Below are 25,059 nucleotides of genomic sequence, written 5' to 3'. Positions count from 1 at the left end.
AAAAACGCCAGCTTAGCTGGCGTTTTTTTTAACTCAATTTTTGACTAAGGTGTTCGGTAATAACTACCATCACTTAAACGTGTATAAGTGATAACTGTGCCAGCACTGTTTGTGACTTCCAGCATACTTACATCACCTTGTGGACTACGTTGTAATCGAATTGCCTGCCCTGAACGTAGTTGGCTTAATGATTTTTGTTGATCTTCAGATTTTGCCATAGAGAAAGCATCATTTACTGGAAGTTGATTATCTCTAAAGAGCTGCGCTAAGGTCTGCCCTTCTTTAATGGTATATGTTTGCCATTTTTGTGCGGATATTGAAGCAGAACCTTGTTGTTGTGTTGTTTGAGCAACACCTTCATCTATATTGTTTGTCGTTGAGTTCTCATTAGGAAGCTCCGCTCCTTGATCGGCATCTAAGCTATCTTGTGCTTGAGGGATCGGTGCTTGATAAATTGGATCATCGCTAGTGACTGATGGTGCAATGGGTACCGGAAGATCTTGCGTCGATGATGACGGTTGAGGTGGCTCACCGTTATTTTCACTTGTTGGCCAAAAAAATACGACCAACAAAACCACGGCAATAACCAGTATTGCTCGACGATGTAAGCCAGGGAATTTGCCCATATTCACCTCATTATTGATCTGTGAATCAGTATTATGAATTGCTGTAACATCTTTTTTATTCCTTGTAGCCATACTAGCACGAACCATGATCCTAACCTGCTCCCTGAATTCTTTTCAGAATTATCTATTCACTCTAACCATTAATGTTCTTCGTTTCCTTGATGGTTAACTAAAAATAACTTTATACGTTGATAAGCATTTTTATCGGTTTCTATGGTTAAGGCTTGTGTTAATTCACCATAAAGATCATGAGGCAATAAAGTATCAGACCAAGTTGAAAGAACATTTAGCGCCATATTTCTATCACGCAATGTCGGGCTACGTAACTGCCGTTTGATGAGTGACCAGCCGATACCGGGAAAACCACCAAGATCTTGCATAATGTATTCAACGGCATGATGAGGTTGATATTCAGAGTCAGTAGCTATTAATGGATCATCTGTGCTATTTAATTGTGTTAATTCAATTTGTTGTTCTGCAAGTTTGACTACTCTTTCTATTTTATGAGAGGCATCTGTTTGCATTAATTGATGCCACCAGTCTGCATTGGGATTATCTTTTTGCAGTGAAAAAAGCAATTCCCAAATATCAAGACGAAGAGATTTTGCAACCAAACTTGCTTGGTAATTTTTTGAGCGAGAGGGATGTTGTAATGCTTCAATAATGAGTGTTGACCACTCTGGTTTTTGAATAATATTTTGTGAAACAGACATAATTTGCTGTTGGCCATGGTCATCCCACCCTAATGTTTCGAGTAATAACCAATCTTCACCACTATTTTGTACAAAATCAGCGATTTCACAAACGCAATGAAGTAATTTTAGCTCTTTGGGTGGCAGCACATCGACTTGTGAAATAAACGCTTTGCAAACCTGAGCTCCTTCAATGTAATCATAAATATCTTTTGCGGGGCCACCATTAAGCAATGCACGCAGTAAATCACTACAACCTAGTAGCAGTGTGTTATCTAAAGGATGCGTATGGAGCATCTCTAAAAGTTTGCCTTTCGTTACACAGTCATAGGCAACATATTCTGTCATTACATTATTCTTATAGCCTTCCGTGAGTAACCAATAACGGTTATTCACCGAAAGCATTGTTGGCAGATATTCAATAAATTGAATTCGTCCCCAACCCTTAGTACGTTGACCAAATGAATATAAAAAAGGCTCAAATTCTTCACAGGGAAGGCGTTTTTTTAGTGAACGAATAGCATAGAGTGTAAATTCAGGATGAAGAGCAAACAATAAAAGTAAACGTTGAGATGTATTATCACGAAATGATCTTAATAATCCTAAAGCGATTTTAACTGGATTCTTATCAGGGCTCAGTTTCAAGATCCATAAGATCAACTGAAAATAGATCTCATTTTTAAACAGTGCTTCATCTTGTTCTATTTGCTCGTTCAACTGGGAAAGATAAGTTATCGGGGCGAGTTTATCCTGACAGGCAATTGCATAAAAAGAAGTAATATGATCTTTATCGGGTAAAAGCACAACATGTTTGATGGCGTTATAGAGTGATAGGGCAAATTCCTCACATGATTGTTGTGAAGGTTGCTGTTCGATCGCACGACCTATCCGTTGATGCAGAATAATGCCTTCACGAGCTCCTGCTGACCAACTGAAAGGAATAGACTCATTATTTGATTTTTCTTTTAAGTGGCTTTCTGACAATAGATTTAATTCATCAGGTAAAGGTACATCGCCTATTTCATAAGGAATTAATAGTGAAAAAAGTGAAGGAGTAAAAGCAGGAAAAACATTAGGAAAGTCTATGTTGAGATCGATAGACAGAGGTGACTTACTGAAAAGCTTATCGCGCCAATTAGTCATAATATGTCCTATTTGTTTTGCCGTCTTAGTATAACTCTAGCGGAAAATAGAAAAGCTGGATAAAAAAAGGCCAGAAAATCCACTTATATCACTTAAAAAGTACATACCTAAAACAACCTACTTTTTCCTAAAATAAAAAACAGACTAAAAAAAACTGGTCAAGGAAATTAAAAAGCGCTACATTACTGCAATTCAATATTGTTATATTATAACATTACATACATGAGTTGGAGTTTTATATGAAACCAGGCATTCATCCACAATATCGAACTGTCATTTTTCATGACACAAGTGCAGATGCTTACTTTAAAGTTGGTTCAACCATTAAGACGGAAAAAACGGTAGAGTATGAAGGGCAGATGTATCCTTATGTCACGTTAGATGTCTCTTCTCAATCTCATCCATTTTATACCGGTAAGCAAAAAACACATTCTCAAGAAGGTAATGTGGCGCGCTTTAATAAACGTTTTGGCCGTTTTGTTAAATAAAAAGGAAAGAAAAATGCAGGTATTAAGTTCATTAAAAAGTGCAAAACAGCGTCATCCTGATTGTAAGGTTGTGCGTCGCCGTGGTCGTCTTTATGTGATTTGTAAGTCAAATCCACGTTTTAAAGCAGTTCAGGGGTAAGATTATGCAAAGTTCGATACTTTCTTGTGTTTTAATTATGGGATTGTTGAGTAGTGCGATGTCTGTTTTAGCTCATGGGCATCATCATGAAAAAGTAAAAACACAAGCACAACGCGATGCTGCTAACGGAATTTTTGAGGACAAGGATGTTCTCAATCGTCAATTGAGTGACTGGGAAGGTGTATGGCAATCAGTGGAGCCTTACCTTCATAGTGGCGAACTCGATATTGTCTTACAGAAAAAAGCAGAAGTGAAAAAAGATAAGACAATTGAAGAATATCGTGCTTATTACACACAAGGGTATAAAACAGACATTGATATGATTGGTATTGAAAATAACATCATTGAATTCCATCGTGGTGAAAACGTAGATAGCTGTGAATATCACTATGATGGTTATCGTATTCTACATTATGAATCAGGTAAAAAAGGAGTACGTTATCTTTTTCGCTGTGATGATGCCAAAAGCCAAGCGCCCAAATTTATTCAATTTAGCGACCACATTATTGCACCAGAGAAAGCAGAGCACTTCCATTTATATATGGGCAATACATCGCAAGATGAATTACTTAAAGAATTAAGCAACTGGCCAACATATTACCCTTATTCAATGAAAGCAGATGATATTGTTCATGACATGCTTTATCACTGATTTAAGTAAAATAAATAGAAAATAAAATAATAAAAAATCTTTAGCAAAGGAATGCTAGATTTTTTCGATAATAAGAGAAAATAGTAAAGGAAAAAGCAGTAGCATCCATGCTGACTTACTTTTATAGGGGGGATAGCGATTATTTATAATCCTTGGCAGAGATATTTCATCTCCATATAGTCTTCAATGCCATGTTCAGAGCCTTCACGACCTAAACCTGATTGTTTAATACCGCCAAATGGTGCCACTTCATTGGAAATTAAACCGGTATTAATTCCCACCATGCCGTATTCTAAATTTTCAGCAACACGCCAAATACGTTGTGGGTTTTCACTGTAAAAATAAGCAGCTAAACCATAAATAGTGTTATTGGCTAAATGCACCACTTCATCTTCATTTCCAAAAATAACTAAAGGTGCGACAGGGCCAAAGATCTCTTCTTCAAGAATATGGCTATCAGCCGGAACATTGCCGATAACAGTAGGTTGGAAAAAGTTTTCACCTGCTTTATCACGTTCTCCACCACAAAGCAGTGTTGCACCCCGTTTTAGTGTGTCGGCAAGCAATGATTGTGATTTTTCAATAGCTTTACGGTTAATCAGAGGCCCAATAGTGACTCCTTCTTCAAAACCGTTACCGACTTTAAGTTTTTTAACAGCTGTGACAAAACGTTCACTAAATTGTTGGTAAACATCTTTATGGATATAGAATCGGTTAGCACAAACACAAGTTTGCCCTGCATTACGGAATTTAGCACCCATGGCTCCTTCAACCGCTTTATCAATATCTGCGTCATTAAACACGATAAATGGTGCATTACCGCCTAATTCTAAAGAGACTTTTTTGACACTATCAGCACATTGGCGCATTAATAAACGTCCAACACCCGTAGAACCAGTAAAACTTAATTTGCGAACACGATTATCAGAGGTAAAGACTTCACCAATTTTAATAGCATCACCAGTGACAATATTAATAACACCAGCGGGAATACCGGCTTGAGTTGCTAATTCAGCTAAAGCTAGTGCGGTATAAGGTGTTTCATTGGCTGGTTTAATTACCATAGTACAACCCGCGGCTAATGCCGGTGCGGCTTTACGGGTGATCATAGCAGCAGGAAAATTCCAAGGTGTGATGGCGGCACAAACGCCGATACCTTGTTTTATCACCATCAAACGTTTATCAGCAGAAGGTGAGGGGATGATTTCACCGTTGGTTCTTTTACCTTGTTCAGCAAACCACTCAATAAAAGAAGCCGCATAAGTAATTTCGCCTTCAGCTTCAGCAACAGGTTTTCCTTGCTCAAATGTCATTAACTCAGCAAGTTTTCTCTTGTTTTCAGTGATTAAGTTAAACCAATTTTGTAATAATGCGCTACGTTGATGGGCTGTTAGTGCTCGCCATTCGGGTAAGGCTTTTTGTGCAGCATCAATCGCCATTATTGCTTCTTGTGTTCCCATATTAGGAACAGTACCCAGAAGTGTGCCAGTTGCGGGATCAATGACATCAACCGTGTCGTTATTTTTAGCGTTACACCAAAGGCCATTAATATAGCCTTGTTCGCGGAAATAGGGGTTTGTCGTTATCTTCACTTAATACCTCTCTGAACACATCTATACTTGTCATACTTCAAACTTCAGGAGGATTGACTATGCTTAGTGAGACGAATGACATCGTTTTCTATGCACTCCCACCTGACTACCACTTGAATTATTTAGAGTATATATATTGATATTTATAGATTTAGGCATTTTTGAGCCTATTTATAAGTATATGCCTGTGTTGTGATGTTGTGAAAATAAGTATGACAAATCACACTAAAAAAGTGCTAAAAATAGGATAAATAGAGTCAATTGTTTAGGTTTTTAATGAATAATTCCCATTACTCAAGACAGAAGGTTTACGCTGTACCTTACCACTGTTATTCTTGGGACTAACTTTCATAAAAAACAGGTATTTTTCATGTCAAAACCATCATTTGATTCTATCGAATCACAGGCAAGTTACGGTATTGGTCTGCAAGTCGGTCAACAACTGACTGAATCAGGTCTTCAAGGATTAGAGCCCGCAGCACTGTTAGCTGGCTTGACCGATGCATTAGAAGGTAATGCGCCTTCTGTACCTGTTGAAACATTACACAATGCCTTACGTACTATGCATGAACGTGCTGAAGCTGTTCGTCAAGAACGTCAAGCTGAGCTGGCTGATGCTGGTAAAATTTTCTTAGAAGAAAATGTGAAAAATGAAGGCGTTCAAGTTACAGAATCAGGTTTACAGTATAAAGTACTGACAGCGGGTGAAGGTACGATCCCTGCACGAACTGATCATGTTCGTGTTCACTACACTGGTCGTTTAATTGATGGCACTGTATTTGATAGTTCTGTTCAACGTGGTCAGCCAGCAGAATTTCCTGTAAATGGCGTTATTGCAGGTTGGATTGAAGCATTAACATTAATGCCAGTAGGCTCTAAATGGGAACTCTATATCCCTTATCAATTAGCTTATGGCGAACGCGGAGCAGGTGCGGCTATTCCTCCATTCGCAACATTAGTATTTGAAGTGGAATTATTAGAAATTTTATAATTTCTTATTCTGCGGTAAATCAGAGTAAAAAATAGCCGGTTTTGCCGGCTATTTTTGTCTCTATACTAAACTAAAGAGATCGTAGGGTAATTGATTTTTATAAGAGAAGTGATCATGCTTATAGAAATAAGAGAGGTGCATTATGTTAGAACAAGTCAGCAAATTAGCTCGCCAAGCCGGTATGGCGATAATGCAGATTTATCAGCAATCCGAGCCAATTCAAGTGCAGGAGAAAAGTGATAATTCACCTGTTACAGAAGCAGATTTAGCAGCTCATCAAATTATCAAAATAGGACTTGCTTCTATTGCTCCTGATATACCTCAATTATCTGAAGAAGATCCACCTGAATGGGAAGTTCGCCGTCATTGGGAGCGGTATTGGCTAATTGATCCACTAGATGGTACTAAAGAATTTATTAGTAAAAATGGTGAGTTTACGGTGAATATCGCCTTAATCGAAAAAGGCATTCCTGTTTTAGGGGTAGTTTATGCACCAGTGCAAAATGTGTTATATGCAGCTGCCAATAAAAAAGCGTGGAAAGAGGAGTGTGGGCAGCGATTACCCATTCATGCAAGTCGAGCAGAACCTCCTGTGATAGTGATCAGTCGTTCTCATCAAGATGACGAGTTAAAAGAATATTTATCACAGCTAGGTGAACATCAAACGGTCGCCGTTGGTTCATCCCTAAAATTTTGTCTTGTTGCGGAAGGTAAAGCACAGCTTTATCCTCGTTTTGGACCAACACATACATGGGATACGGCGGCAGGTCATGCCATAGCGATTGCTGCTGGCGCACATGTCACAGATTGGAAAGGCATAACGTTGGATTATTCTCCTAAAGAGTCTCTGATTAACCCGGGGTTTAGAGTTTCAATATTTTAGTGTAATAAAATGAAGTTGGAGCCCTTTGTTTCATGAGGGCTCTGACACAGAAAATTACTCTTTTATTAAATCGTTGATAAGATTAATTGCCATCGTTATTTCAGCACCACTCAAAACACCTTCTTTAGCAAAGCGGACTTTACCTTGTTTATCAAGTACGACAATCATTGAACTCTCTTTTTCTAATCCCCATCCTTTTTGTGCAATACCATCAGCATCAACAATAAATTGTGACCAAGGAAACTCTTTTTTGCTGTCTTCAACACTGCCACGTACAAAGGGACCGGTACCAAATATGGCATCATCTGTATTAATGATTGTCGTTGTTTGATAACTCGCTTGCGGGAATTTGGCCAATTTAACCGCTTCAATAAACGGTGCATTCATCTCCTTTGCCTTACTACGTCCTGCTATATGCTGAACTGTTCGTACTTTTCCACTAAGCAGACCACTGTTCCAATTTTGGTAGCTAAACTTATCTTTAGTTGTGTCATAAAGCAGTTCACCTTTGTCATTGATGGTGACTGCTGGTAGTACGGTATTTTCAGTGATGTTATGAGCAAATCCCCATGTTGATGTGCTAAGTAAAAGTGCAGCTAAGGTGAGTTTGTGCATAGCCATTGTCCTATGATTGAGATGACGTTAGGTTCTATTTAAGCATAGAAGCTAGTGAAGAATAATACTGCATTTTTGATACATTTATTTAACATTGAGTGGGTAAGATATTGCTTACGTTATCTTGATTTATATTCTTTACTGTCAATAAATGTAAAAATAGATAAGAAATTTAAATAAGTTGAACCTAGTACTTATAATTAGGTCTTTAAATTTGATATATAAAGATAAGTCTTTATGACTTATTAAACTCAACAACGAGCATGGGAGACTAACTGAAAGATGAAAATCTTCAATCGCTATAACCCTGAAAAAATTGCTCTCTACGTTAAGACGTTATTTCGTGGACGGTTTTACATCAAAGGAATGGGTGCATTTGAATTTGATTACGGCAAAATTTTACTGCCTAAAATAAAAGATAAGCTACATTTTAATGTTATGAGTGAAGTAAACCAGCAGGTTATTTTGCTTAAGGCTGAAATGGGTTAACTTTTATCTGATAGATAACTGAGTCTTTCTCTTTGAGTTTTCAGATAAGACTCAGTTATTAATTTCATTTAGTTACTAATCTGCAATTTTATTTTCATCTTTTTTGATTTCTACTTCCGTCGTTGTTGTCTGTGTAACAGGAACATGCTCTTGTAAGACGGGTTTAACGGGAGGAATATCATCAATTTTTGTCACAAGTAATTGATCAATTTTATAATTATCAATATCGACAACCTCAAACTTATACCCTGAGAACTTCACATAGTCTGTACGTTTTGGGATCTTGCGTAAGCGAAACATCATAAAACCAGCAATAGTTTCGTAATTACTTGAATCAGGGAAATCATCAATATCAAGTGCGCGCATCACATCATCAATTGGTGTACCACCTTCAACTAACCATGAATGCTCATCACGACTGACAATTTGCTCTTCTTGTCCTGGTCCAATTAAATCGCCCATCAATGTTGTCATCACGTCATTTAGCGTAATAACGCCCATTACCATGGCATATTCATTGAGGATGATGGCAAAATCTTCACCTGATGTTTTAAAACTTTCTAACATATCTGAGAGTGTTAATGTATCAGGAATAATGAGCGCTTTGCGGATATGAACACCTTCATTGAGATTTAGGCTTTGTCCATTAATAACTCGATTAAGAAGTTCTTTAGAATCCACATAACCAATAATATGGTCGATATCACCTTCACAAACTAAAAATTTAGAGTGGGGTTGGGTGGCAATTTTTTCTTTAATATCGTTTTCAGTTTCTTCGCGATCAAAATAAACCACATCTTCCCGAGGAGTCATTGCTGAAGGAACGGTACGTGATTCTAATTCAAAGACATTTTCAATAAGTTCATGTTCTTGTTTACGTAAAACCCCTGCAACAGCGCCGGCTTCTACAATGGCAAAGATATCATCAGAAGTAATATCTTCATTTCTGACCATCGGGATTTTAAACAGCTTGAAGATGAGATCAGCCATGCCGTTGAATAACCATACCAGAGGACGGAAAAAGGCAAGGCAGAAACGCATTGGATTCACAATTCTTAATGCGATGGCTTCAGGCTTAATCATACCAATACGTTTTGGGGTTAAGTCAGCCAGTAAAATAAACATTGATGTGACAATAATAAAAGAGCAGATAGATCCAAGTTGTTGAGCTAGAGGCTCTTCAAAAAATTGTAGGTAGAAACTTTTTAGTGAAGGAGAGAATGCAGATTCGCCAACGATACCCGCCAAAATGGCAACTGCATTTAATCCAATTTGAACGACAGTAAAAAACATGCCTGGCATTTCTTGCATTTTTAAGACGCGGGCAGCGTTAATATTACCTTCATCAACGAGTTGTTTGAGTTTAATTCGACGAGAGGCGGCAAGAGAAATTTCAGACAGCGAAAAAAAGGCGCTGATGGCACAAAGCAAAAGCACAATGAGTAAACTATTAAGCATATAAGGCTCACATCACCCCGAGTATTCAATCCAAAGGGCAATACTAGAGTGTTAAAAATAGAAGATAAATCAATATATTGTGATGAAATTATTCACAAAGATAGATAAGAGGGCGTAATTATATCATCGCCCTACTATTTTCTGCTAGTGTTACTTTTCAGGTGGAAAACAGATACCAATCCCGCCCAATCCACAATAACCTTGTGGGTTTTTGTGTAAATATTGCTGGTGGTAATCTTCAGCAAAATAAAAAGGGCCAGCTGGCTGTATTTCTGTCGTAATTTCCGTTGTTGCACCTTGAGCATTCATTGCTTGTTGATAACGTGTTTTTGACTCAATGGCTTGTTTATATTGCTCTGCGTTAACAGTATAAATGGCAGAGCGGTATTGGCTGCCAATATCATTACCTTGGCGCATACCTTGTGATGGATTATGATTTTCCCAAAAAAGAGCTAGAAGTTGTTGGTAGCTAATTATTGTGGGATCAAAAACAACTCTCACCACTTCACTATGGCCAGTTAAACCTTGGCAAACTTGTTGGTAGGTTGGATTTTCTGTTACACCGCCGCTATAACCTGCACTTGTTGAGTAAACACCGGGTTGTTGCCAAAACAGACGTTCTACGCCCCAAAAACAACCCATGGCAAAATAAGCGACACTCATCTTTTCAGGAATGTCATTAATAGAATGCCCATTTACTGCATGATTAGCAGATATTTCTAATGGTGTCGAGGTACCCCTTAAGGCATTCTCTGGTTGGTAAGCTTTATGTTGCAAGGTAGACTCCATTTTTTATATTTGTAAACGCTTTACTATGGTAAAGGCTTAATATTGTTATAAACTAAATCTACAATAAAGCTTAAAACAGTTTGTCGTCAATTTATCACATGGATTAAATCATATTGAGGAGAAAACGTGCCGAGATACTCCGTTATCTACGTTCTCTGTCTGTCTTTTATCGCACCTGTTGCTTATGGGGCAAGTTTGCGTTTAAAAGTAGAAGGTTTAGAAGGGCAACTCGAAAAAAATGCGCGAGTCCAGCTATCAAACATTACAACAGAAGAAGTTGCACCTGACGGGCGTTTTCGTGCGCGTGTTGAAAAAGCAATTCAAGAAGGACTTCGCCCTTTAGGCTATTATCAGCCTAGTGTGACATTTTCTTACCAAGAAAATACACCACCAACGCGCTCTGTATTAACCGCTAAAGTTGAACCAGGCATTCCTATTTTACTTAAAGGGGTCGATATTGTTCTTGAAGGTGGTGCTAAAACAGACGAACAATACGCAAAAGTAATTAAAGAAAATACTCCTCCTCTTGATAGTGTTTTAAACCATGGTGATTATGAAAAGCTCAAAGGTTCATTAACAGGACTTGCTATCCGTCGTGGTTACTTTGATGCAGAAATGGATAAAAGCCAGCTAGGCGTCTCGTTAGATAACCATGCATCATATTGGGATTTTGTCTTTAATAGTGGTGAACGTTATCGTTTTGGCAAAGTAAATTATACTGGCTCTCAAATCCGCGAAGACTATTTACAAAATATTGTTCCTTTTAAAGAAGGACAGTATTACGCCTCTGAAGATCTGGCTGAATTCAACCGACGCTTAGCCGCAACAGGATGGTTTAACTCTGCGGTTGTTACTCCTGATATTGCAAAAGCACGGGCTGAAGGTTCTCATCTTTTACCGATGAGCGCAGTTGTAACACCTCGTTCTCGTAACTATGTAGAGCTTGGTGGTGGTTATGCCACTGATGTTGGTCCTCGCCTTAATATGCAGTGGGATAAACCATGGATGAATTCGCGTGGCCATAGTTTAACCTCCAACATTAGTGTTTCTCAGCCTGAACAATCTATTGGAGCAAACTATAAAATTCCACTTAAGGTCAATCCATTAGAGCAATATTATGGTGTTCAAGGTGGTTTTAAACGTACTGATTTAAATGATACTCGCTCTGATACCACAACGTTAAATGTGTCTCGTAACTGGGATATGTCTACAGGCTGGCAATACAGTGTGAATACACGTTGGAGTCTCAGCCACTTTACCCAAGGTGAAGTCACAAATACCACCATGTTGCTTTATCCCGGTGTAACTGCCAGTCGAGTACGTCAACGTGGCGGTATGATGCCTTATTGGGGAGATAGCCAACGTTACTCATTAGACTACTCCAATAAAATATGGGGTTCAGATGTTGAGTTTGCTGCGTTCCAAGCGCAACAGGTGTGGATACGTACACCATGGGAAGGGCACCGCTTTGTTGTAAGAGGCAATTTTGGTTGGATTGAAACCAATGCTTTTGAACGAGTACCTCCTGAATTACGTTTCTTTGCAGGGGGTGATAGAAGTGTTCGAGGCTTTAAATACCAAAGTATTTCACCAGAAGATAGTAAAGGTAATTTAACAGGGGCATCAAGGATGCTCGTTGGATCGGTAGAATATCAATATAACGTTACGGGTAATTGGTGGAGTGCTGTCTTTATTGATAGTGGTGAAGCCGTTAATGATTTTACTCGCAGCGATTTTAAAACCGGTGCTGGTGCAGGTGTACGTTGGGCATCACCTGTTGGGCCAATTAAATTTGATTTAGCACTACCTGTGAGTGACGTTGATAAACGTAGACTCCAGTTTTATATCGGGTTAGGAGCAGAGTTATGATAAAAAAGTGGTTGAAATGGATTGCGTTAACACTCCTTATCATTATTTTGCTTACATTTGGTGCTGTAGCTTGGATCTTAGGAACACAATCAGGTTTGCATTTTGCCATTAATAGTGCGGCTCGCTGGGTTCCAGGCTTAGTTATCAAAGATGTTAATGGTGGCTGGAAAGATCTGCGTTTAACGGGTGTTGAATATCAAATGCCCGGAGTTGATGTGAATGTGGGTGAGTTATCGTTAGGATTACGTTTAGCATGCCTAACGGATAAACAAGTTTGCATTGATACATTGGCGACACGCGATGTGGTTGTTAATGTTGATACTAGTGCTTTCCCACCCTCTGAAGAAACCCCACCATCAGATCCTTTAACTGAGCTTAATGCTCCGTTACCTATCTATTTAAACTCGCTCTCATTAGAAAATACGCATGTGAAGATTGACGATATGGCAATCTCGCTGGATGAGTTTAAAACAGGTGCACAGTGGGAAGGTCGCCAAGTCACATTAAATCCAACTGTTATTAATGATTTGCTGGTGGCGTTACCTAAGACTCCGGAAGAAGGTAGTGTTGAAGCGGTTACCCAAGATGTAAAAGAAGTCGTAACTGCAAAACCTAAAGCTGAACCTAAAACACCAGAAGAAAAAGAACAGGCATTAGCAGACACAATTAAAACGATCTTTGCTAAGCCATTATTGGCTGAATTACCTGAAATTATTATTCCTGTAGATATCAATATTGAAGGTATTGAAGGTAAGCAATTACAAGTGAGTGGGGATGCCCCAGTTACTATCAATCAATTATCTTTTGAAGCGAATACTCAAGGTAAGCAAGTTAATCTCACTAAATTACGTGTTGATGCGCCAGAAGGTGAGGTCAGTTTAAAAGGGGGGATCACGCTTGATAAACAATGGCCTGTTAATTTAGATATCAACGCTACCATTCGTGATGTTGTGGGCTTGGAAGATTTTAAAGATCAAAAAGCGACACTTTCTTTACAAGGTGCGTTGCTCGAAGAGCTTAAATTAGCACTTTCTTTAACTGGAACAGTAACTGCTACACTTGATGCACAGGCTGAGCTAGCCAAGCCACATCTTCCATTAAAACTGACCTTAGAGAGTCAAACAGTACGTTGGCCATTAACTGGGGATGTACAGTATCAACTTAATGACACTCGACTGCGTCTCAATGGTCAGACAGATAATTACACCCTTTCATTACGTTCTGATATCCAAGGCCAGGAGGTCCCGCCTGCGAAATTAATGTTGGATGCAAAAGGTAATGAAGAAAAAATAGAATTAACACGCTTGCGTTTAGCTGCATTACAAGGCCACGCTGATATCACAGGAGTGGCTGATTGGAGTAAAGCAATTAGTTGGAATGCATTGCTCACTATTTCAGGAATTAATACCGCAAAACAGTATCCTGATATGCCTGCCAAATTAGATGGGCGTATTGCTACAACGGGAAGCCTGTATGGTGGAAGTTGGCAATTACGTGTTCCTGAAATTACGTTAGATGGCAATATTAAAAATAATCTTATCAAGGCGAGAGGGAATGCCTATGGTAATGATTCTGGGCAATGGAATATTCCTCAATTAAATCTGATACTGGGTAAGAATAAGCTTGATATCGAAGGACATCTAGGTGACAAGTGGGCATTAGATGCCAATATTAATGCACCAGGATTAAATGGTTTAGTGCCAGGACTTGCTGGTGTTGTAAAAGGTAAGGTGAATATTCGAGGTGACATTAATGCACCGAAGATTATTGCTGATATCAACGCTCAGGGCATTAAATGGCAAGATCAAGTGAGTGTTGGATCTATTACGATTAAAGGCGATGTTCAGTCTGATAAAGAGATTGGTGGCAAACTGGCTATTACTGCACGTCAGTTAAGACAAGCAGATTTAATTATCCGTAATTTAACGTTAGATGCAGCAGGTACAGAAAAACAACATAAACTCACGTTGAAAATGGATGGCGAACCTGTTTCTGGTGGGCTGACATTAGCAGGATCATTCGATAAGGAGAAACAACAGTGGAAAGGAACGCTAAATAATACGGCTTTTGATACCCCTGTGGGTGAGTGGCGTTTAAATAAAGCAATGGCGCTGAATTTGTTGGCAGAAAAGCAAGAGATTACGATTGGCTCTCATTGCTGGGTGAACCCAAATGCACAAGTCTGTGTTCCTAAAGCGATAACTGTGGGTGAAAGTGGAACTGCTGCAATTACGCTAACACGTTTTGATTTAGCAATGATAAAGCCGTTCTTACCACCTGAAACTTCTGTTCGAGGCGTATTTACAGGGGATGCCACTGCAACATGGAATTCAAAAGGTGGCTTACCGAAAGCATCTGTCAATCTAAAAGGGCAAGGTGTTGCGGTAAAACAGAATATTGAAGGAACGATTTTACCTATTGATTTTGATGCTATTACCTTAAATGCAGGTATGAATAATGGTAAAGCCACATTGCAATGGCTGATTAGCATTGCAGGTAATGGTGATTTTAAAGGTAACGTACATGTTGCCGATCTTGAGAAAAAGCGCCAACTATCAGGTACGGTTGATATTGATAATTTGACATTAGATTTAATCAAACCGTTCTTAGGTAAAGGTGAAATTGCTCAAGGGAATATTGGTGCTCAATTACGTTTAGGAGGAAGTGCTCAATCGCCGCTGTTATTTGGTCAATTCGGGATTAATCAATTAAAAGTGGTCGGGCATTGGATCCCATTTGATATTACGAAAGGTAATGTTGATGTTCGATTCAATGGAGCAACATCGGACTTAGGCGGCAGAATTGAGACACCAGAAGGTTACTTAAATCTTACTGGGAATGCAGATTGGCGTCAGCTAGATGAATGGCGCGCAGTGGTAGCCGCTAATGGTAATAAACTACGAGTGTCATTACCTCCAATGGTGCGTATTGATGTTAATCCTGATCTCGTCTTTGAGGCTAGCCCTCATTTACTGAAATTAGATGGTCGTATTGATATCCCTTGGGCTCGTATTGTGGTTCAAGAATTACCAGAATCAGCAGTATCGGCATCTTCTGATGAAGTGATGCTAGATAAAAACTTACAACCTATAGCACCAAAAGAGGCATCGATTCCAATTCAAAGCAATTTAGCGATTAATATTGGTGATGATGTGACGCTGGACGCATTTGGGCTTAAAGCAAGATTGACGGGAACACTTAAAGTCAATCAGAATAAACAAGGACTAGGTTTAAATGGGCAAGTTGATATTCCAAGAGGGGAATTCAAAGCCTATGGGCAAGACTTACAAGTCCGTAAGGGCCAAATCTTGTTCTCTGGACCCGTTGATCAACCTTACTTAAATATCGAGGCTATTCGTAATCCAGATAATACTGCAGATAATGTGATTGCGGGGGTTCGAGTAACAGGGCTTGCTGACCAGCCTAAAGTGGAAATTTTCTCTGAGCCTGCTAAAACACAACAAGAAGCATTATCTTATTTGTTAAGAGGCGAAGGTCTAGACAGTGGTGATGCTGATTCATCACAAATGACAGCAATGTTGATAGGATTAGGCGTTGGTCAGAGTGGCCAGCTTGTAGGGCGCATAGGTGAAACCTTTGGTGTTTCGGATTTAGCGCTTGATACACAAGGTGTGGGAGATAACTCACAAGTCGTGGTCAGCGGTAAGATAACGAACGATCTACAAGTGAAGTATGGAGTGGGTATATTTGATTCGCTAGCGACGTTAACCTTACGTTATCGCTTGATGCCCAGGTTGTATTTACAAGCAGTGTCTGGTATGAATCAGGCAATAGATCTGCTTTATCAATTTGAGTTTTAAATTATATGCGAATTATTGTTTATGGAAGTTTACGGCAAAACCAAGGTAACCATCACTGGATGACATATGCACAACTTTTAGGTGAGCATACGTTAGTGGGGTACAAACTCTATGATTTAGGGTTTTATCCTGCGGTTATTGAAGGTGAAGGAGAGATAGAGTGTGAAGTCTATCGGATAACTCCCTCTATCTTGACAGAACTTGATGAATTGAAAAAGAATGATCAGGATTACAAGCGACAATTGATTTCAACGCCTTATGGCAGTGCTTGGATCTATCTTTATCAAAAGCCAGTTGATGGGTTGAGAGAAATCAAAAGCGGAGATTGGTTAAAACGTCACGAAGAAGAGTAATTGGCAAATTTTAGCTATTACGATAGATGACTCAGTAATGATAAAAAAGCGCGATATTTATATCGCGCTTTTTATTTTTAGTGAAAATATAATTTCTATAAAATTAATAACAAGCTTTAATTTTTATTACTATTTTATTATTTATAGTAGAGACAGTCATATTTCTAATGCTCGTAAACATTTATATTATTTTTACTTTGAAATTTAAGTCAGCAATTATTTATTTTATTTTTATATATAATGACATGAATATTATTAATAGTAGGCCTGATTGACAACAAAATAAATTTAATGTTAAAACAGTTTTGCTTAAGAGGAACAGAGATAACCATCCTATTATTAATATAGTGAAATAAGGTAATTTTATGGATAAATTAAATGATATTAATCAACTTTATAATAATCCACCAAAAGACGTAAAACATAATATAGTAAATCATCGTTTTACTGATATGATATTACAAACAAAAACGGTAACAACAGATGCATTAGATAAACTCGCCTATCTTGCCGGTATTAAAAACGCACCCGCCGATGATAAGTATTTAAAATTAAATACAACTAATTTAGATGCATTAAAAAAAAGTGCAAAGTTACTTGGGTATGATATTGAAATTGTCAGTATTTAATAAAAAAAGCAGCCATAAGGCTGCTTTTTTAACTGCATAGGAGGCAGTAGTGAATAAGGATATTAATGAATTTAATAAAAATATTAATATCGTAGGATTATATTGGGTTGCTCGCTGGCGAGTAAATAATGGAAAACAGCAGTCTTATGTTATTCCTTTCGCAACAACCTATCCTATTAATATTGTTTACCATGGTAAAAGTGAATTTAAATATGGGCAGTACGGTATTCATCTTGGTCAACAAGATACATTAACTTTTTTAGGTGATGAAAAACAAAAAATATTAGCTAAATTTATTGATTGTCGTAAAAACTCACCAACATTTAAATCAGAATTAAGTTTTGAGATAACGCCATCATCCGCAAGAACACTCATTATTCCCCCTGGGGTCGCTCATACTTTTTCTCATCTAGAGAATGTTTTTACCTTAAATAGCTATTCTCTTTTTTTACCCACAATCGAGCAATTAGCAAGTGAAACATTAAATTGGTCACCTAATAATGATGTGATAAATCTCCCTGAAAATGTCGATATTAATGAGATTGAAGGCTATGAACCAATGACAGAAGAAGCCTCTGCGCTGGTCTATCATCGGATTGCAGAGATACAACAACAATGGTTAAGTCAACATCGATTTCTACACTCTGAAACCCGCAAAATCCGCTTAGATAATGGTGATGAGATTAATTTAAGGTTGCGAGAGAAAATGGCAGATGCTCAAAAACAACAATTACCTACATCGACTATTTTAGGCGTTGAATTTTGTGAAATGGCGACTCTACTTACTGGCAAAGAGAGTGGGATTGTCCCATTAACGCGACAATCCCCTATGTATCTGGTCGAGCATGGTCATGAGGATTATGATTTTGACTCTTATGGATTACATTTAGGGCAAGAAGATCATTTAACTTTTTTAGGCGATATATCTCATGAAATTACTGTTAAGCTGGTGGATATGCGTGAAAATTCACCCACGCTTTTTTATGAAGATAAAATTGTTTTTAATCCTGCACCAAATATTGAATTAGTGATCCCCTGTGGTGTTGCCCATGCTTTATTTAATATGGCGAATATTATTACTGTTAATCGGCCGGTTATCTATTTAGACAAAGAAAAAGAATATATTCCAGGTCATGATGTGATTGATTGGAAAATTGCTAATAAAAATTATCAATCTTATCGCGTTAATAAAATAGCAGCAGATTTAAGCTATTATCAATTCCTTGTTTCTAAACAACAAGAGTTAATGAAACACAAGCCCACTCATCATACGCCAAAATCAATTATTGTTTATGATGAAAATAACCAGCCAATTAAAGTGTTAATTAAAGAAAAGGTTTAGTATTCATTATGCGTATTGTCTTTTTTCATATGCTTTTTTTTGTATTAACTGCTGATGGGTTAATGGTTTTTCTTACCCCTGTTATTGTCTATCAGTTAACAACGAGTATTGAATATGCAGGATTGACATACGCACTATGGTGGTTACCTCGGATTTTTTTAATTCCTCTGCTTGGTAAATATATAGATAGCCTAGGTGTTCGTCCTATATCTATTATTTCTGATGGTTTTAAAATAACAGGATGCTTATTTTTATTATATGCAGATTTTACGTCTGAAATGATGATAGCAGTAAGTTTTGGATTAGTTGGAAGTTTAATTTCGATTGGAAACTCTCAAACGCTTATTTCGTATGAAAAAATCGTAGCATCGATAAGTAATAATAAAGAACACCATATTAATATGATGTCTAGAATGGATTTCTTAGGGATGATCATCGGCCCTCTCATTGGCATTTTTTTTATTGATTATGGCTATAAATATTTACTTGTTATACCTGTTATGTTTTATTTTATTAATGCTTGTTTCTTTCTATTCCTTTATAAGGAAAAAAAGAAAATTAATGAAAAAAATTCTGAAGAAGTAACTTTTTCTAATAAGTTGATTATTTACATTATATCATCACCGATAATTCTATTTTCTATTTTTGTTGCTCTTGGTAACAATATGTTTGATGGGTTAATTGAATCTAGTAGTACAGCGTTAATTGATCGCTCTATGAAATTACCTATAAAATATTATGGTTTTATTGATATTGCAGCGGGGATCTGTGGTGTATTAGGTACATACTTATATAGCTATTTAAGTAAATATATAAGTAGAAGGCCACTCACCATTATTTCAATTTTGATTATTGCTATCAGCTCTTCTTTCCTAGTATTTTTTCAAGGTTCCATGATCTTGTTTTTTATCAGTTATGCAATTTCAATTATTGGGAAAGTCTTTTCAGGAAATATTTTAAGAATGCTTAGAATTGAGATTATTCCTCTCAATCAATTAGCAAGTGTGTCATCTCTAATCATCTTATTGAATCAATTGATCTTACCGATTGTGGGAGGACTTTTATTTTTTTCAACAGGGGATGTTTCAGTGGTTTATACATTAATGATAGTCGCCATTGCTATTACATTGATAAGTGGTGGATTGCTTATAATGTGTTTGAAGAAAAGAGTAGTACCATAATAAAAAGCTCTTCAATAAAATGAAGAGCTTTTTCATCAGTAAATTATTAAATAATAACTTACTTAGTTATTCTGATAGCGTCAGAATTATTTTTTAGCGCGTTCGAAAGAAGACAGAATTTCAGCTTTAGCAGCTTCTACACCTTCCCAACCGTCAACTTTAACCCATTTGCCAGCTTCTAAATCTTTGTAGTGCTCAAAGAAATGTTTGATCTGTGCTTTTAACAGTTCTGGTAAATCAGTCACATCTTTAATGTGATCGTATTCTTTGCTCAGTTTAGTGTGTGGTACTGCAACCAGTTTTGCATCTTCACCTGATTCGTCAGTCATTTTCAGTACGCCAACAGGACGGCAACGAATAACTGAACCTGGTTGTAATGGGTATGGAGTTGGAACCAGAACGTCTACTGGGTCACCATCTAAAGATAATGTGTTGTTGATGTAACCGTAGTTGCATGGGTAGAACATTGCGGTTGACATAAAACGGTCAACAAACAGTGCGCCACTTTCTTTATCAACTTCGTATTTGATAGGATCAGCATTTGCTGGGATTTCAATAACAACATAGATATCTTCTGGTAGTTCTTTACCAGCAGGAACATGATTCAGGCTCATAAAAAATTTCCTATAAAAAAATTAATTTTACGTGGCCTGTAGTATAGCGAAAAGTTTTTAACAATACCCGTTTTTTGCCGAACATGTTGCGTTATGACGTAAAAATAAGCAGTAAATAAAAAGAAGTTCTATTTTCAAAGATGAAAAAACCGGACGAAAAAGAAGCCCGGTTTATCTATGTTGGTGCTAGACCAATGAATTATTCTTCGTCTGGATATTGCGCCATAAAACTTTCAGCTTGCTCAACCATCGATTTAGTACCTACAAAGAAAGGCATACGTTGGTGAAGCTCTTTAGGTTCGATATCAAGAATACGTTCTTTACCATTACTTGCTTTACCGCCAGCTTGTTCTGCTAAAAACGCCATTGGGTTACATTCATAGAGTAAACGTAATTTACCAGTAGGGTGGCTTGCAGTGCTTGGATAGATATAAATGCCGCCTTTTAGTAAGTTACGGTGAAAATCAGCGACTAAAGAACCGATATAACGAGTGGTATAAGGGCGATTAGTGGCTGCATCTTGTTCTTGGCAATACTTAATGTATTTTTTGACACCTAATGGGAATTTGATGTAGTTACCTTCATTGATAGAGTACATATTTCCTGTTGGTGGGAAATGTACACTTTCATGAGATAGGCAGAATACACCTAAAGAAGGGTCATATGTAAAGGCGTGAACACCACAACCGGTTGTATAAACTAACATGGTTGATGAGCCATAAACGACATAGCCAGCTGCAACTTGACGATGACCAGGTTGTAAGAAGTCATCTAATGTTACAGATTGGCCAATAGGCGTAATACGGTGGTAAATAGAGAAAATTGTCCCGACGGAAACGTTTACATCAATATTCGACGAACCGTCTAAAGGGTCCATTAGTACAACATACTTAGCATTTTCAGCACGATCACCTTCAAAGATTACAATATCATCTTCTTCTTCTGATCCGATACCCGCAACTTCACCACGTGCTTTTAATGCCGCTTTTAGTTTCTCATTCGCGTAAAGATCCAGTTTCATCTGGGCTTCACCTTGAACATTAGAAACACCGTTAGTACCCAAAATATCGACTAACCCTGCTTTATTAATATCACGGTGGATAATTTTAGCCCCAAGCTTAATTGCCGAAAGCAATGCAGTAAGTTCGCCAGTTGCATGGGGAAAATCTTGTTGTTTCTCGACGATAAATTCGCCTAATGTTTTCATGACGCAGGTCCTGAATGTGAGTGGGTAAAGTAAAAAAGGAGGAAAATCTCCTTGGTGGTGGCAAGTTTAGCCAAAGAATCGAATGATTCAAAGGTTAATCCGTTCCTTATCTGCTTTTTGATCGTTAGAATAGTGACCAACTTCATGCTATTGGACAGAAATTCATGCACATTCATATTCTTGGTATTTGTGGCACCTTTATGGGAAGTCTTGCCATTTTAGCTCGAGCGAAGGGACATAAAGTCACAGGCTCTGATGCTAATGTCTATCCACCAATGAGTACCTTATTAGAAAATCAGGGAATTGAACTGATTGAGGGATATGACCCTAAACAATTAGAACCTGCTCCTGACATGGTGATTATTGGTAATGCAATGACACGAGGAAATCCTTGTGTTGAAGCTGTACTTGAAAAAGGTCTGCCTTATACTTCAGGCCCTCAATGGCTACATGATTATATTTTACCAGAACGTTGGGTATTAGCGGTTGCAGGAACCCATGGCAAAACAACAACGGCAGGTATGTTAGCTTGGGTTTTAGAAGATTGTGGTTATAAGCCGGGTTTTTTGATTGGTGGTGTGCCCGGTAATTTCCAAGTTTCAGCGCAATTAGGTGAAAGCCCTTTCTTTGTGATTGAAGCTGACGAGTATGATAGCGCTTTCTTTGATAAGCGTTCTAAATTTGTACATTACTCACCTCGCACACTGATTTTAAATAACCTTGAATTTGACCATGCCGATATTTTTGACGATTTAGCGGCAATTCAAAAACAATTCCATCATTTAGTTCGTATCGTTCCTGGCAGTGGGAAAATCATCATGCCTGACAACGATATGAATTTAAAACAGACCATTGGAATGGGATGTTGGAGCGAACAAGAATTCACGGGGGAAACAGGCGATTGGCAAGCTAAAAAACTCACTAATGACAGTAGTCATTTTGAGGTGTTTCATAAAGGCGAGCAGGTTGGAGAAGTGTGTTGGGGGCTTTCTGGTGAACACAACATGCAAAATGGCTTAATGGCAATAGTTGCTGCGCATCATGTTGGTGTTTTACCTGCTGACGCTTGTGAAGCATTAGATAAGTTTGTTAATGCGCGTCGTCGCTTAGAGTTACGTGGCGAAGTAAACCAGATCAGTGTCTATGACGATTTTGCACATCATCCTACGGCGATTTTAGCAACGCTTGAAGCACTACGCAGTAAAGTCGGTGGAACCGCGCGTATTATTGCGGTGTTAGAGCCTCGTTCAAATACCATGAAAATGGGAATTAGCAAGGATGATATCGCTCCAGCATTAGGTCGAGCTGATGAAGTGTTTCTATTCCAGCCACCGAATATTCAATGGTTAGTGAGTGATATTGCAGAGCATTGCGTACAACCAGCTCGTTGGAGTACTGACCTTGATGCATTAGTGGATATGATTGCGAAAGAAGCCCAAGCGGGCGATCATATTTTAATTATGAGTAATGGTGGTTTTGGTGGGATACATGAAAAGCTGCTTAAAAAATTAGCTCAGCCTAAAGGATCAGAGGATCAGTATTAGTAATAAATAAAAATAAGCCACTGAATGTTTAGTGGCTTATTTTAGGACGTTAGAGTAAAGAGATTATAATTCCTGATCAAACAGGTTTAGGATCGCATCTCGCAACTCTTCTGTTGAAAATCCAGGCGCTGGTGTTGAGAAAATAGTGTCATCACCTGCAATACTGCCGAGGATCCCTTCTGCTTTGCCTAATGAATCTAATAAACGTGCAATAAGTTGTGCCGCACCTGGACTCGTTCTTATCACCACAACCGAATGGTTATGGTCGATATCGAGTACCAGATTTTTTAATGGGCTACTTGCTGTTGGCACGCCAAGTTCAGTTGGAAGGCAATATACCATTTCCATTTTGGCGTTTCGTGTTCTTACTGCACCAAATTTTGTTAGCATACGAGAGATTTTGGATTGGTTAATATTATCAAATCCAGCCTCTTGCAATGCCGTCACAATCTCGCCTTGTGAACTGAATTTTTCTTCTTTCAGCAGGGCTTTAAACGCTTTAACCAAGTCTTCTTGCTTAGAAGGAACGCGCATAGTTCACCTTTAGTGAGTTATCAATAACCTGCGTATTATGCAGAGGAGTGAATTTTTATGCAACAAAAGACGATGAAAGGTGAGAGGTAATCTACTGAAAATTGTAAAGTAGAATGTACTACAAAAAAATTTTATTTATCGACTTTGAATGTGATAATTTAAGAAAGTGAAATATTTGTTAAATAAATGATAAGCTTAAATGATTATCGTAAGGAGATAGAGCCACTTAACATTTTACCCAATTTATTGGAATTATTTATCAAAAGAGTGCCCGCTATCTCATTAACAGATAAGCAATTTGTTTAGAATAACCCAAGTATTATTTTCCACTGTAAATGCCTTATTATGCAATATTGCTGTTAAATAATTGTTTTTCAAAAGGTGTATTGCGTAATAGTGAGTCTCTCTAAGGCGTTCCACTATCTCGTAACTAAGGAGTATCAGAATGAAAGTAGCAGTTCTCGGTGCAGCGGGTGGTATTGGTCAGGCACTGGCACTTCTTCTTAAAAATCAGCTTCCAGCTGGTAGTGAACTCTCTTTATATGATATCGCTCCCGTCACACCGGGTGTCGCAGCTGACTTAAGCCATATCCCAACTCAAGTGACTGTAAAAGGTTTTGCCGGCGAAGATCCATCTCCTGCATTAAAAGGCGCTGATGTTGTTCTGATTTCTGCGGGTGTTGCACGTAAACCTGGTATGGATCGTTCAGATCTTTTCAATGTTAACGCAGGTATTGTGCGTAACTTAATTGAAAAAGTAGCACAAAATTGCCCTAAAGCACTTATCGGTATCATTACTAACCCTGTAAATACGACAGTTGCTATTGCTGCTGAAGTGCTTAAAAAAGCGGGTGTTTACGATAAAAAACGTCTTTTCGGTATCACCACACTTGATATCATTCGTGCTAATACTTTTGTTGCTGAATTAAAAGGCCAAGATCCTCAGAAAACCAATGTTCCTGTTATTGGTGGGCATTCGGGTGTCACTATTCTTCCGCTACTTTCTCAAGTTGCTGGTGTATCATTTACAGATGATGAAGTCGCAGCACTGACAAAACGTATCCAAAATGCAGGTACTGAAGTTGTAGAAGCAAAAGCTGGTGGCGGATCAGCAACATTATCAATGGGACAAGCAGCCGCTCGTTTTGGTCTTTCATTAATTCGCGCTTTAAATGGCGAGAAAAATGTTATTGAATGTACCTATACAGAAGGTGACGGAGAATATGCCCGTTTCTTTGCACAACCTATTCTTTTAGGTAAAAACGGTGTAGAGGAATATTTATCTATTGGTAAATTAAGTGATTTTGAAAAACAATCTCTTAATGGCATGTTAGACGTATTGAAAAAAGATATAATTCTTGGTGAAGAATTTATTAATAAATAAAGATATACTTTTTTTGCTATAAAA

The 25,059-nt window shown here is 38.0% G+C and carries 23 protein-coding genes; 14 read left to right on the top strand and 9 right to left on the bottom strand.

Features of this window, described 5'->3' with window-relative positions; all coding sequences use genetic code 11:
- Positions 1–44: 44 nt before the first annotated feature.
- Positions 45–713, bottom strand: coding sequence for a LysM-like peptidoglycan-binding domain-containing protein (locus tag ABN080_RS12810; RefSeq protein WP_349441211.1), 669 nt, complete (start codon positions 711–713; stop codon positions 45–47).
- 53 nt (positions 714–766) lie between these two features.
- The gene (locus ABN080_RS12805; RefSeq protein ID WP_349441210.1) at positions 767–2,461 is read right to left on the bottom strand and encodes a hypothetical protein; all 1,695 of its coding nucleotides are present in this window, start codon (positions 2,459–2,461) and stop codon (positions 767–769) included.
- 239 nt (positions 2,462–2,700) lie between these two features.
- Here ABN080_RS12805 and ABN080_RS12800 point away from each other — a divergent pair, with 239 nt between their 5' ends.
- Genes ABN080_RS12800 through zinT form a run of 3 tightly spaced genes read left to right on the top strand, consistent with a single transcriptional unit; the run spans position 2,701 to position 3,740 of the window.
- Complete coding sequence (locus ABN080_RS12800) at positions 2,701–2,949, top strand: type B 50S ribosomal protein L31 (protein ID WP_196554257.1); 249 nt, start codon at positions 2,701–2,703, stop codon at positions 2,947–2,949.
- 13 nt (positions 2,950–2,962) lie between these two features.
- Positions 2,963–3,088, top strand: a complete 126-nt coding sequence (gene ykgO, locus ABN080_RS12795; protein ID WP_006535739.1) for a type B 50S ribosomal protein L36 — start codon at positions 2,963–2,965, stop codon at positions 3,086–3,088.
- A 4-nt stretch (positions 3,089–3,092) separates the two neighbouring features.
- Positions 3,093–3,740, top strand: a complete 648-nt coding sequence (gene zinT, locus ABN080_RS12790) for a metal-binding protein ZinT (protein WP_197269650.1) — start codon at positions 3,093–3,095, stop codon at positions 3,738–3,740.
- Positions 3,741–3,883: 143 nt separating this feature from the next.
- Here the strand turns inward: zinT and ABN080_RS12785 are convergent, their stop codons facing one another.
- Positions 3,884–5,332 (bottom strand): NAD-dependent succinate-semialdehyde dehydrogenase, encoded by a 1,449-nt coding sequence (locus tag ABN080_RS12785; protein WP_349441209.1) that lies wholly within the window; start codon positions 5,330–5,332, stop codon positions 3,884–3,886.
- Between the two features lie 370 nt (positions 5,333–5,702).
- On the opposite strand from ABN080_RS12785, the gene bamJ reads away from it, so the two are divergent.
- Both bamJ and cysQ read left to right on the top strand, forming a co-directional pair.
- Entirely contained in the window at positions 5,703–6,323 is a 621-nt protein-coding gene (bamJ, locus tag ABN080_RS12780) for a BamJ family beta-barrel-assembly machinery protein (protein WP_072069592.1), read from the top strand.
- Positions 6,324–6,465: 142 nt separating this feature from the next.
- Complete coding sequence (gene cysQ / locus ABN080_RS12775) at positions 6,466–7,206, top strand: 3'(2'),5'-bisphosphate nucleotidase CysQ (protein ID WP_072069591.1); 741 nt, start codon at positions 6,466–6,468, stop codon at positions 7,204–7,206.
- 54 nt (positions 7,207–7,260) lie between these two features.
- On the opposite strand, the gene ABN080_RS12770 is transcribed toward cysQ, so the two are convergent.
- Positions 7,261–7,821, bottom strand: a complete 561-nt coding sequence (locus tag ABN080_RS12770) for a YtfJ family protein (RefSeq protein ID WP_349441208.1) — start codon at positions 7,819–7,821, stop codon at positions 7,261–7,263.
- Positions 7,822–8,103: 282 nt separating this feature from the next.
- Here ABN080_RS12770 and ABN080_RS12765 point away from each other — a divergent pair, with 282 nt between their 5' ends.
- Complete coding sequence (locus ABN080_RS12765) at positions 8,104–8,310, top strand: DUF1107 domain-containing protein (protein ID WP_036939412.1); 207 nt, start codon at positions 8,104–8,106, stop codon at positions 8,308–8,310.
- Between the two features lie 75 nt (positions 8,311–8,385).
- On the opposite strand, the gene paeA is transcribed toward ABN080_RS12765, so the two are convergent.
- Both paeA and msrA read right to left on the bottom strand, forming a co-directional pair.
- A complete protein-coding gene (gene paeA, locus ABN080_RS12760; protein WP_166540291.1) occupies positions 8,386–9,768 on the bottom strand; it encodes a polyamine export protein PaeA in 1,383 nt (460 codons plus the stop codon).
- A 150-nt stretch (positions 9,769–9,918) separates the two neighbouring features.
- On the bottom strand, positions 9,919–10,557 hold the full coding sequence (msrA, locus tag ABN080_RS12755) for a peptide-methionine (S)-S-oxide reductase MsrA (RefSeq protein WP_196554261.1): 639 nt from the start codon (positions 10,555–10,557) through the stop codon (positions 9,919–9,921).
- Between the two features lie 126 nt (positions 10,558–10,683).
- Here msrA and tamA point away from each other — a divergent pair, with 126 nt between their 5' ends.
- From tamA to ABN080_RS12725, 6 genes are all read left to right on the top strand, one after another.
- Positions 10,684–12,426: an autotransporter assembly complex protein TamA gene (gene tamA / locus ABN080_RS12750; protein WP_072069587.1), complete on the top strand. Its 1,743-nt coding sequence runs from the start codon at positions 10,684–10,686 to the stop codon at positions 12,424–12,426.
- A complete protein-coding gene (tamB, locus tag ABN080_RS12745; RefSeq protein ID WP_502935116.1) occupies positions 12,423–16,247 on the top strand; it encodes an autotransporter assembly complex protein TamB in 3,825 nt (1,274 codons plus the stop codon). The genes tamA and tamB overlap by 4 nt, the downstream gene beginning before the upstream one ends.
- Before the next feature lie 5 nt (positions 16,248–16,252).
- Complete coding sequence (locus tag ABN080_RS12740; RefSeq protein WP_196554262.1) at positions 16,253–16,600, top strand: gamma-glutamylcyclotransferase family protein; 348 nt, start codon at positions 16,253–16,255, stop codon at positions 16,598–16,600.
- Between the two features lie 365 nt (positions 16,601–16,965).
- On the top strand, positions 16,966–17,229 hold the full coding sequence (locus ABN080_RS12735) for an XRE family transcriptional regulator (protein WP_349441206.1): 264 nt from the start codon (positions 16,966–16,968) through the stop codon (positions 17,227–17,229).
- Positions 17,230–17,278: 49 nt separating this feature from the next.
- On the top strand, positions 17,279–18,571 hold the full coding sequence (locus tag ABN080_RS12730; RefSeq protein ID WP_349441205.1) for a dTDP-4-dehydrorhamnose 3,5-epimerase family protein: 1,293 nt from the start codon (positions 17,279–17,281) through the stop codon (positions 18,569–18,571).
- An 8-nt stretch (positions 18,572–18,579) separates the two neighbouring features.
- Positions 18,580–19,752 (top strand): MFS transporter, encoded by a 1,173-nt coding sequence (locus tag ABN080_RS12725; protein ID WP_349441204.1) that lies wholly within the window; start codon positions 18,580–18,582, stop codon positions 19,750–19,752.
- Positions 19,753–19,838: 86 nt separating this feature from the next.
- On the opposite strand, the gene ppa is transcribed toward ABN080_RS12725, so the two are convergent.
- A complete protein-coding gene (ppa, locus tag ABN080_RS12720; protein WP_072069581.1) occupies positions 19,839–20,366 on the bottom strand; it encodes an inorganic diphosphatase in 528 nt (175 codons plus the stop codon).
- A gap of 199 nt (positions 20,367–20,565) precedes the next feature.
- A complete protein-coding gene (fbp, locus tag ABN080_RS12715) occupies positions 20,566–21,573 on the bottom strand; it encodes a class 1 fructose-bisphosphatase (protein ID WP_023583589.1) in 1,008 nt (335 codons plus the stop codon).
- Between the two features lie 164 nt (positions 21,574–21,737).
- On the opposite strand from fbp, the gene mpl reads away from it, so the two are divergent.
- Positions 21,738–23,117: a UDP-N-acetylmuramate:L-alanyl-gamma-D-glutamyl-meso-diaminopimelate ligase gene (mpl, locus tag ABN080_RS12710; protein ID WP_349441203.1), complete on the top strand. Its 1,380-nt coding sequence runs from the start codon at positions 21,738–21,740 to the stop codon at positions 23,115–23,117.
- A gap of 63 nt (positions 23,118–23,180) precedes the next feature.
- Here the strand turns inward: mpl and argR are convergent, their stop codons facing one another.
- On the bottom strand, positions 23,181–23,651 hold the full coding sequence (gene argR / locus ABN080_RS12705; RefSeq protein WP_006535714.1) for a transcriptional regulator ArgR: 471 nt from the start codon (positions 23,649–23,651) through the stop codon (positions 23,181–23,183).
- Between the two features lie 445 nt (positions 23,652–24,096).
- On the opposite strand from argR, the gene mdh reads away from it, so the two are divergent.
- Positions 24,097–25,035: a malate dehydrogenase gene (gene mdh, locus ABN080_RS12700; protein WP_072069578.1), complete on the top strand. Its 939-nt coding sequence runs from the start codon at positions 24,097–24,099 to the stop codon at positions 25,033–25,035.
- Positions 25,036–25,059: the final 24 nt, after the last annotated feature.

This window comes from Proteus sp. fly-1089, assembly GCF_040138965.1.
In the GTDB taxonomy this organism is placed as follows: domain Bacteria; phylum Pseudomonadota; class Gammaproteobacteria; order Enterobacterales; family Enterobacteriaceae; genus Proteus; species Proteus vulgaris_B.
Note: the sequence above shows the minus strand (reverse complement) of the source record. Positions and strands in the feature narration are given on the sequence as shown.